Source organism: Enterococcus sp. DIV0008, assembly GCF_050542615.1.
Classification (GTDB): Bacteria; Bacillota; Bacilli; order Lactobacillales; family Enterococcaceae; genus Enterococcus_D; species Enterococcus_D innesii.
In genome coordinates this window covers 489,975-503,863 of the sequence record NZ_CP172937.1, presented here as the reverse complement: position 1 = coordinate 503,863, position 13,889 = coordinate 489,975, and the positions used below count along the sequence as shown (strand labels likewise).

The 13,889-nt window shown below is 41.5% G+C and carries 12 protein-coding genes; 1 reads left to right on the top strand and 11 read right to left on the bottom strand.

Annotated features, from left to right (window positions below; genetic code table 11):
• Genes IGI84_RS02365 through IGI84_RS02345 form a run of 5 tightly spaced genes read right to left on the bottom strand, consistent with a single transcriptional unit; the run spans position 1 to position 5,194 of the window.
• Entirely contained in the window at positions 1-1,428 is a 1,428-nt protein-coding gene (locus IGI84_RS02365; RefSeq protein ID WP_218193157.1) for a glycoside hydrolase family 43 protein, read from the bottom strand.
• Positions 1,425-2,033: a DUF624 domain-containing protein gene (locus IGI84_RS02360; RefSeq protein WP_005232198.1), complete on the bottom strand. Its 609-nt coding sequence runs from the start codon at positions 2,031-2,033 to the stop codon at positions 1,425-1,427. Before IGI84_RS02360 ends, IGI84_RS02365 begins: the two co-directional genes overlap by 4 nt.
• A 4-nt stretch (positions 2,034-2,037) precedes the next feature.
• Positions 2,038-2,871, bottom strand: coding sequence for a carbohydrate ABC transporter permease (locus IGI84_RS02355; protein ID WP_005232200.1), 834 nt, complete (start codon positions 2,869-2,871; stop codon positions 2,038-2,040).
• Positions 2,872-2,882: 11 nt separating this feature from the next.
• Positions 2,883-3,797, bottom strand: coding sequence for a carbohydrate ABC transporter permease (locus IGI84_RS02350; RefSeq protein ID WP_034872060.1), 915 nt, complete (start codon positions 3,795-3,797; stop codon positions 2,883-2,885).
• Positions 3,798-3,853: 56 nt separating this feature from the next.
• Positions 3,854-5,194: an ABC transporter substrate-binding protein gene (locus IGI84_RS02345; protein ID WP_015508887.1), complete on the bottom strand. Its 1,341-nt coding sequence runs from the start codon at positions 5,192-5,194 to the stop codon at positions 3,854-3,856.
• Positions 5,195-5,569: 375 nt separating this feature from the next.
• Between IGI84_RS02345 and IGI84_RS02340 the strand changes: the two genes are divergently transcribed.
• Positions 5,570-6,460 (top strand): ArsR/SmtB family transcription factor, encoded by an 891-nt coding sequence (locus IGI84_RS02340; protein WP_195265337.1) that lies wholly within the window; start codon positions 5,570-5,572, stop codon positions 6,458-6,460.
• 71 nt (positions 6,461-6,531) lie between these two features.
• On the opposite strand, the gene IGI84_RS02335 is transcribed toward IGI84_RS02340, so the two are convergent.
• The 6 genes from IGI84_RS02335 to IGI84_RS02310 all read right to left on the bottom strand — a co-directional run bounded on the left by IGI84_RS02335 (position 6,532) and on the right by IGI84_RS02310 (position 13,850).
• Positions 6,532-8,355: an APC family permease gene (locus IGI84_RS02335; RefSeq protein ID WP_140966222.1), complete on the bottom strand. Its 1,824-nt coding sequence runs from the start codon at positions 8,353-8,355 to the stop codon at positions 6,532-6,534.
• A 217-nt stretch (positions 8,356-8,572) separates the two neighbouring features.
• Positions 8,573-11,278, bottom strand: coding sequence for a YhgE/Pip domain-containing protein (locus IGI84_RS02330; RefSeq protein ID WP_195265339.1), 2,706 nt, complete (start codon positions 11,276-11,278; stop codon positions 8,573-8,575).
• A 15-nt stretch (positions 11,279-11,293) separates the two neighbouring features.
• A complete protein-coding gene (locus IGI84_RS02325) occupies positions 11,294-11,518 on the bottom strand; it encodes a hypothetical protein (RefSeq protein ID WP_223347157.1) in 225 nt (74 codons plus the stop codon).
• Positions 11,519-11,565: 47 nt separating this feature from the next.
• Positions 11,566-12,240 (bottom strand): HAD family hydrolase, encoded by a 675-nt coding sequence (locus IGI84_RS02320; RefSeq protein WP_086293902.1) that lies wholly within the window; start codon positions 12,238-12,240, stop codon positions 11,566-11,568.
• A 46-nt stretch (positions 12,241-12,286) separates the two neighbouring features.
• Positions 12,287-13,087 carry a pyrroline-5-carboxylate reductase gene (gene proC, locus IGI84_RS02315; RefSeq protein WP_430600670.1) on the bottom strand — a complete coding sequence of 267 codons (801 nt, stop codon included), beginning with the start codon at positions 13,085-13,087 and terminating at the stop codon, positions 12,287-12,289.
• Positions 13,088-13,148: 61 nt separating this feature from the next.
• Positions 13,149-13,850 (bottom strand): GntR family transcriptional regulator, encoded by a 702-nt coding sequence (locus tag IGI84_RS02310; RefSeq protein ID WP_005232219.1) that lies wholly within the window; start codon positions 13,848-13,850, stop codon positions 13,149-13,151.
• Positions 13,851-13,889: the final 39 nt, after the last annotated feature.

The window sequence follows — 13,889 nt, the reverse complement described above, 5'->3', positions numbered from 1 at the left end:
TTACTCCTCATTCCTAACAATAAATAATGGTACTCCTGTTTCGGAGGTACCTGTAAATGTCATTACTTGCTTTTGCTGATTTTCATCCCAGCCGGAAAGAAACTTCCCTTTGTAAACAGTGTCATCGATAACCACACTTGAATCTTCTTGACTATTCTTTTCTGCTAGTTCCCATGTTCCAGTGCGATCACCTTTGATCGTGCCATTTTTTTCAACTGTAATTTCCTGTGGTTCTTTCAAATCATCCGTTAAAAACTTGTCAAAGGAAATCAGCGTATAGGCACCCGTAACTTGATTCTTTGTATAGTCAGCAATCGTTTCTTCGCTGTATCTCAATGGAGAAACAACCGGCCAGCCTGCTTCTGTGAAAAACATTTGATGGACTCTCACAGAATGGTATTCTCCGCTATTTGGAAAACGTGTATGGAAAATCAGGTAATATTGATTGGTTTCTTCATCATAATAGGTCGAGTTGTGACCTGGCGAAACATAGCCCACCCCTTCATTGCTCGTATTTTCGGTATATAGGAAGTTCCCCATAATTTTAGTTCCGAAGTCTTGAATACTTGCGTCATCAAAAACCGTTCCAAATTTCCCTTTGACCTCAGCCATTGGATTTCCTTGGCTGTCTTCATAAGGACCATCGGGATTCTTTGACCGCGCGACTCGAAGGTTATATCCACCGTCTGCATCTAGCCCACCAAATGAAGTGAACAAGTAATAGTAGCCATTTTCTTGATTATATTGAATGTATGGTGCTTCGATGCGACTGTGATTTCCGCCCATCAAATGTGTTCCGTAAGAATTGCGATCTTTAGGCAAACCCGTTTCATCATCCATTTCTAGGATAAAAATCCCACCTGAGTATGATCCATAGACCATCCATAATTTTCCTTCATTGTCATAAAAAACATGAGGATCGATCGCATTTGGATGAATCGCTGCATTGTACGCTTCACCAAACTGCGGAGAGGTTCCTGAATAAAGAAAAGATTCGACTTTTTCATAAGGACCTTCAATAGAGTCAGATACCGCCACTCCCATTACGGAGAGCGGTGAAGTTCCTTGACACAAACAATAGTACAAATAGTATTTTCCATTCTTAAACTGTTGGATATCACTAGCCCATAACGTATCTGTCTGTGCGTACTCAAACTCTTCTGCCAATTCTTCTCGAATATTCTCAAATAGTGTATCTTCAGATACTGAATTAGATATCTGCTCCCACTTCATCAAATCCTGAGACTTGGCAAATTGCATATGTGATCCAATAATATAAAATGTATCATCCGCTTTGATCACCGATGGGTCATGGACACTAACATCGGCAAACTCAGGAGGGGACAAGACTTCTTCAACTGCAGAAGCAGTACAGCCAGATAAAAGAACCATTAGAGGAACACACGAGAAAAGAAATTTTTTGATCATGATTTTAACAATCCTTTCTTGCTATAGCCTGACAACAAGCACTTGCTGGCACTGTACAAAAAGATTGAAATTGCGACAAAAAAGAACCAATGATACGCCATGCTAACAATTGAAAATGTGAGAACCATCAAAAGGCAAAGAAACGATTCTTTTGGTAACAAGAATGGACTCGTCAATGAAAAAACGGCTTTTTTCCTCCACTTATCTTTACTCAATCGAGTGACTAAGGATAAATTGATCAATACTAAAATCACATAACTGAACAAAAACAAAAGTGGCCATTGGAAAAATGCTCTCATTAGATCACTTTGCTGCACAATCAGCAATTCCAAATAGAGAATGCCTAGAATAAGTGGAAATATAAAGACCCGCCATTTGTATAAGCGAATGGCTGACACATAGTTTTTCCAAAATAAAGTCAATACTTCTATATAAGAGTAATAGCCTGTAAATAGATCCTCTTTATTTAGAATCGTTAAGACAGCAACAGTACTGGGAACAAAGCCGACCACAAAAAAACCAGCTAAAATACCTAGAAGCCACAAAATATTTAGTTCTATCAGAAGTACGAATGCATTTAGCCAGTTCATTGCTTTTAGAAACATCTACTCACCCTTTCATTCCAGAAAGTGCAACTGATTCAATAATTTGCTTTTGGAAAATAATAAATACGATCAAAACCGGAAGTAATGAAACAACGGAAGCTGCCATAATCAACGGATAATCCGTTTGAATTGCATAGGCGGCATTTAAGTTTGCGATCACTACTTGCAATGTTTGTTTTTCTGGACTATTCAAGTAGATCAATGGTGCTAAGTAGTCATTCCAAGCGCCCATAAACCATAAAATAAATTGAGCAGCAACTGCTGGACGAATCAACGGGAAAATCAATTGGATAAAGGTTTGTAAATAGCCCGCCCCATCAATTTTTGCCGCCTCAACGATCGAATCAGGAATATTAGATAAATATTGTCGCAAAAAGAAAATCATCGTGATATTCCCAAACATTCCCGGAATGATCAATGGTAATAACGTATCAACCCAGCCAATTTGGGAGAACATCATAAATTGTGGGATCATCACCGCTGGATAGGGAATCATCAAAGCGGCTAAAAGAATTAGAAATAGCGCATCTTTATGCGGCATCCGTAATTTGGCAAATGAGAAGGCAGCTAAACTGGATGTCAGAGTACCTACAACAGTTACAGAAAGTGAAACGATCACTGTATTTTTAATCCCTGAGAACAAAGTGTCCAGCTCAGATAAACGTTTGTACGCATCAAATTGTACTGGGTCTGGAATCCATTGAGGTGGCAGCTGGAAGACGCCAGCTCGGTCTTTTAGCGATGTTGAGATCATCCAAAGTAACGGCCCCACCATAATAACTGCTCCAAGGGAGAGAATTAAAATAATGAGTACGTTGCTTATTTTCAGTTTTTTCATTCTTTTCCCTCCTAATCTAATTTATAGCTTGAACGATTGTTCATATAGAATTGGAATGCTGTTATCACAAAAACCAATACTGCTAGAATCAACGCCATACTGCTTGCATAACCCATTTGCCAATTTCTGAAAGCTTTTTGCCAGATATACCAAACGACCGTAGCACTGCTATATTGTGGTCCGCCAGTTGGTGTCATAATGTTTATTTCCGTAAAGATTTGTGAGCCGCCGATAATATTCGTAACGACTAAAAAGAAAGTGACTGGTCTAACCATCGGCCAAGTGATATTGCGAAACTTTTGAAAAGAAGAAGCACCATCTAATTCTGCTGCTTCATAAAAGGTTTTGGGTACACTTTGAATCGCTGCCAAGTACAAGAGCATCGAATAGCCCAAGCCTTTCCAAACAGACATAATAATAATTGCCGGTTTGACTGTTGATGGGTTTTGCAACCAGTTAGGGCCGCTGATACCGAAGATATCCAAGACCTGATTGACTAAACCAAAATCACCATTGTAAGCCCATTGCCACAAAATCGAAATGGCTGCTAATGATGAGATGACTGGAATATAATAGATTGTTCGAAAAATCGTCGTTCCTTTAATTCCTCTGCTCAGTGCTGATGCTAGCATAAATGACAAAATCAAACCGATTGGAATCCCTAACATCAAAAAGACGGTATTAAACATCGTCTTATAGAAGTACTCATCTCTAAAAAGCTTCTGAAAGTTCTCAAGACCGATAAAATTCATTTGCCCTAGACCGTTCCAATCTGTAAAGGCAGCATAAACCGAATAGCCCAAAGGTATCAATGAAAACAAAATAAATCCTAAAACTGGAAGTAGAACGAACAAGAAAGCAACTTTGTGCTCTTTTGCATAAAGACTATTTTTATTTTTTGTTTTTTTTATTTCCACTTGTTCCATTACGCGTCCCTCCATAAAAATCTTTGGGGTCACATAGATATGTGACCCCAGTGAGTCTATCTTGCTGTTTCTTGTTGGCGAATCGCTGAGTCTAGTTTTTCTTGCATCTTAGGTTGAACTTCTTTTAAATAATCCGCTGCCGTTTGATCTCCATCTAACACAGGTTGGATATTGATAAAGAATTCATCGTACCATTCTGCATTGTAGGTTGTTGCTACTGGCAAAGCGCGACCATAATCTTGGACGATGTCAATAAATTCTTGTTTATTATTAGGTACACTGTCCGTATCAGAAGCCCATTCTTCAGCCATATCAATCAGGTTAGGAATTTGAATCTGTGCATCTACTAATTGTTGTTGTCCTTCTTCAGATGCACTTAAATACTCAACTAATTTCACTGCTTCTTCTGGATGTTTGGTTTTGCTGGCAACACCAATTCCTAAAGAACCAATATACGTTGCAGATTCGCCTGTAGAGCCTGCTGGCCAAGGCATCAAGTCATACTCAAAATCTAATCCTGCATACGTACTCATATCCCAAGGTCCTACAGGGAAGAAAGCAATCTCCCCATTCATCCATCTTTGATACGTATCCAATGTTTGTGCATCAGAAATTGAAGGGGTGAGTTCATGCACATTTTGCAGATCCGCAAACCATTGCAATGCTTCCGCAAATTCTGGTGTATCGACTGTAACGGTATCTTTGGCTTCGTTGATCCAATCTGCTCCGTTACTCCAAACAAAAGCTTGTAAACTCCAGTTTACGTTAAATCCTGTTGCCCATTGGTCAAGATTTCCATCTCCATCAGAATCCTTCGTCAACTGTTTAGATACTTCAACGAATTCATCCCATGTATAAGGCGTATCTGTATCTGGCAAATCAATACCAGCTTCTTTAAACATGTCTTTGTTATATCCTAAAGCAAATGGTCCAACATCTTTTGGTAATCCATACAAAGCACCGCTACCAACTTTTTCACCATCATACCGATAACTGTTTACTCCATATTCCCAAATGTTTGAAAGATCAAAATCTGAATTCTCAATTTCATCCGTAATATCTAGCAAAACACCATTATCAACGTAAGCCATTAGATTGCTTTGTTCTACATAGAAAACATCGGGCATATTACCGCCTGAGATTGCCGCTTGCAGCTTTGTTGCATATTGATCAGCATCTGTGGCGATAATCTTAACGCTTACATCATTTTCTTCCTCAAATTGTTTAATTGCTGTTTCATAGGCTTTCTTCTCGTCCTCGCCGCCTCGAAACATAAACGTAATTTCTTTACTTCCGCTATCATCACCTGAACTATTATTACTGTTTCCGCAGGCCCCTAATACCAAACTACTTAAACCTAGAACTGCTCCCGAAAAAATAACCTTTTTGATGTTCATCTTTTCCATCCTCTCAAGTTTTATAGATATTTGCAGGTACGTTATCACATTTGTTCATTGACCTCTCTAAAAAAAGACCTTACTAACTGCTCATAATAATTCCTAACACCTAAGATATTTCCTATAAAGAAGCCTATAAACAATTCACAAAAACAAAACATAGAAATTGATGTTTGCAAACACTTTCAATTTACAAATAAATCATAACTTTATTTGTAATCGCTGTCAACAATATTTTGATTAATTTATTAAGGATAATATCTATGTTAATTAATAAATATATTAATAACTAGCGAAATAAACAACGCTATTTACACAAATTAGCAAATATGTTAACATTCAAGTAAATCAAACAGTTTAAGCGGAGGTGACACGATGCAATTAGAAATCAATCAAGAAGCATTGCCTGTCTATGAGGCACTTGCCAGTAACGTGCGAATCAAAATCATTCAATTGCTGGCTAAAAACAAGATGAATGTCAAAGAGTTGGCACAAGAGTTAGGCTTAAGCAGCGCTATCATTACGATGCATATCAAAAAATTAGAAGAAGCCAAAATCATCAAAACAGAGCGTGTAGGGCAAAAAAAGATTTCCAGTTTAAGAGTGGATCATATCGATATCAACTTTCCTGAGAAAATCTTTAATGCCTTTGATACGAAAGAAACGACGATACCGATCGGTCATTATACAAATTATTCGGTAGAACCAACGTGCGGGCTTGCTACTTCAGCTGATTTTGTGGGAATGGTAGATGAACCGAAGTTTTTCATGGATCCTCGACGAATGGATGCCCGCATCTTATGGTTTACGAAAGGATTTGTTGAATACCAATCGCCAAACTTCTTAGCAAGAGAAGAAAAACTTGAAATGATGGAGATTTCAATGGAAGTTTCGTCTGAATTTCCTTTTTCCAATAACAACTGGCCGTCAGATATCACCTTCAGCTTAAATGGTGTGGAGCTTGGTACATGGACTAGCCCAGGGGATTTTGCAGATATTCGCGGCAAGTATACACCGGATTGGTATCCAGACAATCTCAATCAGTACGGGTTATTAAAGACGATTCGCATCATGGAACATGGAACCTACATGGAAGGTGTTCCTCTTTCCGACATTACGATCAAGGATATACCTGCCTACGAAGATACGTGGCATTTAAAAGTGGAAGTCAAAGAAGATGCCGAGCATGTCGGCGGTTGTACCCTCTTTGGCAAGGGGTTTGGGAATTACGATCAAGATATCAAACTAAAAATGTTTTATAGCTAAAAAAAACGCTAGTCTTAGCGGCTGACCCAAACATTTCTTTTGGGAATCAGGTCGCTAAACTAGCGTTTTTGTTATTTCTTCAAATGGTAACTGTACGTACTTACAATGATGTTTTCACGCCAAGAGAGTCTGAAACGCAAGCGCAGGCTTGTTTGGTTGTGCAAAATATTTTGCCAGCGACGTCTTGGGACAAACTGTGGAATGATAACGGTCGTTGTGTAATTGTGTTTGGCTGCATTGCGGCTGACTAGATCCACATAACGCAAGATGGGATTTTCAATCGAACGATACGAAGAATGAACGACGGAGAAACGCACGTCTGGGAATTTTTGCTTAAATTCTTGTTCGATCTCTTTTTCTTTCTTCACATCTTCATCCAACGAGACGTGCATCGCCACGACATAATCACCAATCGATTGGGCATAGTTCAATGCGCCGATATTTACTCGGGTAACATTTCCGACGAGAACGATCACGGTGTTTCCTTCATAAACATGTAATGCTTCTTGTTTTTCCAATCGCAGCTGTTCTGCGACTTTTTTATAATGATCATGGATCTTGTAAAAGATATACAAGAGGATCGGCATGATAATAAAGAATGGCCAAATATCGCCTAAGCGATACACGAACAAGATGGCAATGATCGCAAAGGAAATCAAAGCCCCAATGATGTTGGCGATCGATTTAAAGAACCAGCCTTTGCCTTCTTTTTTCCATTTGACGACCATTCCGCTTTGGGATAGTGCAAAAGGAATGAATACCCCGATAGAATACAACGGAATCAAACGCTCGGTCGATCCTTGGAAGATAAACAATAGGACGATGGAACCAGCAGCTAAGGTGATGATCCCGTTTGAGTAGCCGAGACGATCCCCACGGTCTTGATACATGTGTGGCATATATTTGTCTTTGGCTAAGTTATACGCCAACACAGGGAAGGCAGAAAATCCAGTATTTGCGGCAACTGCTAAAATCAGCGCTGTGGCAAATTGCAAAACGTAGTACATAAACCCATGACCAAAAACAGCAGAGCCGATTTGAGATAGGACGGTCACTTCTGTTTCTGGTACGATACCGTACCAATAGTTGATAAAAGTGATGCCGACGAAAAAGAACCCTAAGATCGCAGCCATGATCGTCAAGGTCGCAGCTGCATTTTTCGCCCGTGGTTTTTTGAAAAACGGCACAGCGTTACTGATCGCTTCGACCCCTGTCAAAGAAGAGGAACCTGATGAGAAAGCCCGTAAGATCAAGGCTACGGATACCCCAGGTACCACAGCTCCTGGCAGTGCGGTTGCATTTAACGGTTGCGCACCCGTTACGATATTGTACAAACCGACCACGATCAAGACTGTGATCACTGCGATAAAGGTGTAGACAGGAATCATCAAGAAGCTAGCTGATTCTCGCAACCCTCGCAGATTCATCATCATGATCAAGAGCACGATCACGACAGAAATGGCCACTTGATGACCGAACAACGCCGGCACAGCTGAAGTGATGGCTTCTGCCCCTGCTGAGACGGATACTGCCACTGTCAGCATATAATCGATCAATAGTGAGCCGCCGGCAATCAGGCCCGCATTTTTCCCTAAATTTTCACTACTTACTACATACGCCCCACCACCGTGAGGGTAAGCATGAATGATCTGACGGTAAGACAAGGTCAATGAAATCAAAAGAATAATAACAAAAGCAGCGATCGGTAATGAATACCAGATAGCAGCAGCGGAAAGTGCCACTAATACGACAACGATCTGCTCTGTCCCATAAGCAATCGAAGACAAAGCATCAGAAGATAGCAACGCAAGGGCCGCCGTCCGGCTCAGTTTTTGTTCATCATTCTCTGCGGATTTCAATGGACGTCCGACCAACAAACGTTTCAAATACTCCACTTTTTCTACACTCCTTTTCATGAAAAAATCCTTCGTTAAACTTGTAACGATATCCTCACAAATATTGAATTATCAAGACTGTATGCTACTCTTGTAACCGCGAAAAGTCAATGAAAATCAGATGAAAAAACGACCCTTTTTCCCTCTTTTGATTATTAGAAATTTCACGTGATGGCACAAAAGCAGAAAGAACAAATGCTCTTTCTGCTTTAAGATTTTAGTGGAAGAAATGACTCTCTTTGGAAATGTCACTTAGTTTCTTCGTAGAGTTGACTAGATAAGGATACGCGTACGTACCGACGATCCCAAAGACTAGGAACAAAATCGTTAAAATGATCAACTGCGGGATAGCATTTGGCCAATAGATTCCACCGGCTGATTCTCTTAACAGATTGACTGCATGGGTAAATGGCAGCAGCGGATTAATGAATTGGAAGAACTTCCCAGAGACTTGGATTGGGTAGTTTCCTCCCCCACCTGAGATGGAGAGAACCAAAATGATGATGGCGATCCCTTTCCCGAGGTTGCCGAACAGTCCTGCCAGTACGTAAACGATCATCATAAAAGCGAGTCCGACGAGTAATGCGAAGAAGACACTGTACACTGGATTGTGGACATCAACGCCTAATAAAAACATATTTCCTAGGGTCACGATCAAACTTTGGGCGACTGCCATCGTCAAGAACGTCAGCATTCGTGCCACAAAGGTTTCACGTTGGGTAAAGCGTTTTTTGTCTTTCTTCTCTAAATGATACTCCGTTGTAGCGACACTTGACAACAATAATGCCCCTACCCACAAACACAATGCGGTATAAAATGGCGTACTAGCTGAACCATTGTTGGCGATTGGGTAGATTTCATTGCTTTTTAATTCCACTGGTTGTTTGAAGAAGTCAGCTTCATCCGTAGCATCAAGTTTCAATAATTTGATGACTTCCCCGAGATCGACTTCATTTTCTCCTGCTCGGATCGCATCAGCGGCTTTGTGGATGCCAGCTTTGATACTTGGCCAATCGTTATTGATCAAATCGACAGCCGCATCCAAGGCTTTTTCAACTTCTGGCAGTTTTTCATCCACCATCGCCATCGTAGAACTAATTTCTGATTTGATGGTTGGCCAATCGTTTTGCAAGAAGTCTACGGCCAGCCCTAATTTTTCTTCGACAACTGGCAATTCGTTGTTGTAAAGGTCGGCTCCTTTGTTGATGGCATTGACGATCTCATCCATGTGACCATTCAGCATCGTATTGGCATCGTGCAATTCTTGCTTGATAGCAGGCAATTCTTTTTGGTATTTTTCCAAAATCGTCACGGCATTGCTGACCACTGATTTGGTGGAAGACAGCAACGAGTCAAAATCGATTTCTTGGGCTTTTTTCAAGACATCTTCGGCAGTGGTGATGGTTTCGATTAGTTTGGTTAGGATGTCGTTGATGGTGGTGGTGATTGAATCAACATTGATGCTGTTCATAAGATCAGCGATGTTTTGAGCAGCTGCGGTAACTTGATCGAGATACGCTGTAATTTCATCAACAGACCCATTTTGAACAAGGTTATTCAATTGCGATAAGCGGTCAGATAAAACTCCTAGCGATGTTTTAGCATTGCTTAGTTGCGTAATGATACCTTCTAAATCGGCGTTACTACCAGAATTCTGAATATTGGTTAAAAAGGCAATCAAGGAATCCAAGGCTGATTGTTGTTGCTGGATGTTCTTTTGAAAGTCAGTGATCGTTGCACTGATCGCTTGACGCTCTTCATCCGTTAGTTCATTGTCAGCGAGTGCTTGGCGAATCGTACTTGTCAGCCCAGCAGTGGTGGTTGCCACTTGACTGATCGACTGAATCGTCACCTTCACACTGCTAGAAATACTTGGCAGGGCATCTTGCAACTGTTGCGCCCCATCTTTGGTCGCTGTGGCGAAGCTGGCGGCTTGGTCGCCTAGTTGTTCGATCTGTGGTAACGCGGCTTGAACTTGTTCGATGACTTGCAGTCCTTGTTTGGCGGTATCGATGCCGTCCGTCATGGTGCTGGCAATGTCATCAAAATCATCATCGATCATCTTCAATTGTTTGCCGGCATTTTGGATCTCTGGGATCTTTTCTTGCAAGGTCAAAATGATGCTGGCTTCTTTCTTCAATGTCGGCAGCTTATCGTTTAGGCCAATCAGCTTTTCCCCCATGGCATCCACTTGCGGGATATAATCGGTAAATTCTTCGGCTTTTGCGATCTTTTCTTTGATTTCTGGAAACTTATCGTGCAAGGTGACGATCTCTTTCGTATAACCGTCGATCGTAGCCAAATTGTCATCGGTATCTAAGATCATGGATTTGACTTTGTTGATGCTGACTAAGTTGGAATCAATGTCATAGCCGATTTCATTGAAGACTTTTATTAACGTGGAACTGGCAGTCTCAATAAAGTTTTGTGAGATTTCTTCTTGAAGACTGCTGGCTCCTTTTTCGGTGATTTTTGGTGCGATGGCATTGATTTTTTGGTTACTGTAATACTCGATCGTCGGTTTTTCAATTGTCCCGCTGGTAAAGCTGATCAGATCATCTGAAAAATCAGCTGGCAGATAAATACCGGCGTAATATTTTCCTGATTTGACCCCTTCTACCAAGTCCTCTTTTGAATCCACGAAACGCCAGCCTAACTGTTTGTTATCATGGAGGGTGTCGATGACTTCATCACCGATATCGATATGCTTGCCTTGAAATTCTGCCCCTTTATCCGCACTATACACGGCGATTGGCAATTCACTGGTGTTGCCATATGGATCCCAAAGTGCTTTGATATTGAACCACGCATAAAGCGAGGGTAAGATCATTAAGGCAATGATCAAAAATGCAGAGATTGGATTGCTGAAAATTCGTTTCCAGTCCAGTTTATATAAATAGAAAACATTCTTTAGTTTATTCATTTTTTTCTTCCCCCACTAGTTCTTCGTCGAAGGATAATTTACCATGTTTTTCCCCCGCCGCCAACGGCTACGATCGACCAAGAAAAGTCCTTTTGACAAATGGACGTTTTTGTCAAAATGAAACCCCTTTACTTTTTGTTTTTTTTCGCTTATTGTTAAACTTTCTTTAACTTTACCATGATGGCGAAAAACAAACCACTCATATCCTTTGAACTGTTTTTTTACCGGTCTTTTCTTCACAAAAAAAGCTTCCTTTTTCTGCAACGAAAAGGAAGCTTTTTTAGGTGTTATTTCAGTTGATCCTTTGCCAATAAATCATACACATATTTCAGTGAGGTGGCTTCGCCATATAACTGAAGTCCGGCCTTCTCTTCTGGGGAGTAGACTTGATCAAAACTTTGATCGGGAATCAACACGACATCGATCTCCGCACGTGTCGCAGCTGTTGCTCCCACAAGAGAATCTTCCATGACTAATGCTTTTTCTGCTGCGACTTGCGCTTTTTCTAAAGTCAGCAAGTAAGGTGCTGGATCAGGTTTATGGGCGGAGACATCATCGCCAAAGGTCTGATAGTCAAAGGCCTGCAACAAATCGAAATGCGCCAACAATTCAGAGGCTCTTTTTTTCATCGTCGAGGTGGCTAGTGCCGTTTGGAAGCCTTTCTCCCGAGCCAATGCGATGGTTTCTTTCGCATAGGGTTTGGTTTTGAAGGTGCCATCGGTTATTTGCTGGGCAATATAGACTTCCCGTTCTGCTCGTAATTCCTGCACCCGCTGCTGACCACCTACGAGGTCGGCTAGTTTACTAGCCGTCTGTTGCCAACTTTGACCACGCCAACCAAAAATATCAGCGGCTGTAATCGGAAGCTGATACTTTTTAAATAGAGCCAACCACCCATCAAAATAGACTCTTTCGGTATCGACTAACAATCCATCAAAATCAAAAATCAAAAGTTCTTTCATAAACGCTCCTTCGTTTTGCTAAGATTTTTTCCTCACTCACTGGGGATCAAGACATCTCCCGACTTTTATCAGCAGCTACTTGCACTGCTTTGATGACAGCCGCACGAAAGCCATTTTCCTCTAATGTTTTGACTGCTTGGATCGTTGTGCCCCCAGGCGAGCTGACACGATCCTTTAAAACACCTGGGTGTTCCTTCGTCTCTAGTACCATCTTCGCTGCGCCTAATACCGCTTGAGCAGCAAATTCATACGCCATCGGTCGCGGCATTCCTTCTGCCACTGCTCCATCTGCCAAAGCTTCAATGAACAAATACGTGTAGGCTGGTGAAGAACCACTGACACCAATGACTGCATCGATCATGCTTTCTGGTACTTGCTCGGCTTTCCCAAGGCTTTCAAAAAGCTGTTTGACTTCGTTGGCTTCGGCTTCCGTTACTTGGCCGTTGGGGCTGATAGAAGACATGCCTTCGCCAACAAGTGCGGGGGTATTTGGCATGACCCGCACGATTTTGTGCGCACCGATGATTTCTTCCATTTGCGCGATCGTCACACCCGCGGCAATGGATACTAGTAAATGATCCTCAGTCAATCCTGCTTTTAAATCAGCAAGCAAGCGGGGAAAGACAAAAGGTTTGACTGCTAAGACGAGGATCTCCCCTTTTTCGGTGACATCTACTAGCTTAGTTGTCCCAGTGATCCCGGTTTCTTTTTCTAATTGTGCCAAAGTCGGCTCGTAGCGATGGTTATAAACCAAGATCTCTGCTGGTTCATACAGCTTTGCTGCAATCAAGCCATTAATGATAGCTTTTGCCATGTTACCGGCTCCTAAAAAGGCGATTTTTCTCATGTATTTCACGCTCCACTTCTGATTTTGGTACCACTTTTTGCTAAAAAAGCCTAATCAATGACTAGGCTTCAAACTCGATCATATACGGATGCAAGGCGGTGTTATAGATCCCTTCTGTATATTCTACCACTTCTCCTTGTAGATCATACGAATAACGGGTTCGTTTCAAGGCAGCGACTTCCGGTGTGATCATAAACTTCTGCTGCTCTTCAGTCAACGTCGTCGCCACAAACGCATCTTGAAAGCGATCGATGATCATTCGATGTTCATCCAATAGGCGATACAATGATTTTTCTTCAAAGACCTCGATGGAGGTTCCCTTTAGTTGCTTTGGCAAATGGTACTCATAGTAAATAAAGGGTTGGTGGTCAAAATAGTACATGCGACGTAAACGCATGACTTCTTTGCCCATCAAAGAATACGCAGGGTGTTCAGGCGCAAGTTCGACTAATTCATAGCTGAGGTTTTTCTTTGTGTATTCCTTGCCGGTCTTTTCAAGCAATTGGCTAAACGTCGTGCCTTTTGACAGCTTGTTGTAGGGGCGATTGCTTAAAACCGTCGTCCCACGTCCGCTTCGTTTTTCCACATACTCATCTGCCGCTAACAATTCGATGGCTTTGCGGACAGTGATCTTGCTGACATTGAAGGTAGCTTCCAATTCTGTTTCCGTCGGTAAAAACGAACCAATCGGGTAGCGACCCGACATGATGTCTTCTTTGAGCTTATCGGCAACATCACGGTAAAGAATGTGTTTGCGTTTCATTGCTATCTCGCCTTTCTCTCATTGGATTGGTCTTGTTCT

What these genes read in the sequence shown, in the direction of transcription:
- IGI84_RS02340 (WP_195265337.1), top strand. Translation starts at nt 5,570, where the DNA reads ATGCAATTAGAAATCAATCAAGAAGCATTGCCTGTCTATGAGGCACTT.
- IGI84_RS02320 (WP_086293902.1), bottom strand. Translation starts at nt 12,240, where the DNA reads ATGAAAGAACTTTTGATTTTTGATTTTGATGGATTGTTAGTCGATACC.
- IGI84_RS02310 (WP_005232219.1), bottom strand. Translation starts at nt 13,850, where the DNA reads ATGAAACGCAAACACATTCTTTACCGTGATGTTGCCGATAAGCTCAAA.
- IGI84_RS02330 (WP_195265339.1), bottom strand. Translation starts at nt 11,278, where the DNA reads ATGAATAAACTAAAGAATGTTTTCTATTTATATAAACTGGACTGGAAA.
- IGI84_RS02350 (WP_034872060.1), bottom strand. Translation starts at nt 3,797, where the DNA reads ATGGAACAAGTGGAAATAAAAAAAACAAAAAATAAAAATAGTCTTTAT.
- IGI84_RS02355 (WP_005232200.1), bottom strand. Translation starts at nt 2,871, where the DNA reads ATGAAAAAACTGAAAATAAGCAACGTACTCATTATTTTAATTCTCTCC.
- IGI84_RS02345 (WP_015508887.1), bottom strand. Translation starts at nt 5,194, where the DNA reads ATGAACATCAAAAAGGTTATTTTTTCGGGAGCAGTTCTAGGTTTAAGT.
- IGI84_RS02360 (WP_005232198.1), bottom strand. Translation starts at nt 2,033, where the DNA reads ATGTTTCTAAAAGCAATGAACTGGCTAAATGCATTCGTACTTCTGATA.
- proC (WP_430600670.1), bottom strand. Translation starts at nt 13,087, where the DNA reads ATGAGAAAAATCGCCTTTTTAGGAGCCGGTAACATGGCAAAAGCTATC.
- IGI84_RS02365 (WP_218193157.1), bottom strand. Translation starts at nt 1,428, where the DNA reads ATGATCAAAAAATTTCTTTTCTCGTGTGTTCCTCTAATGGTTCTTTTA.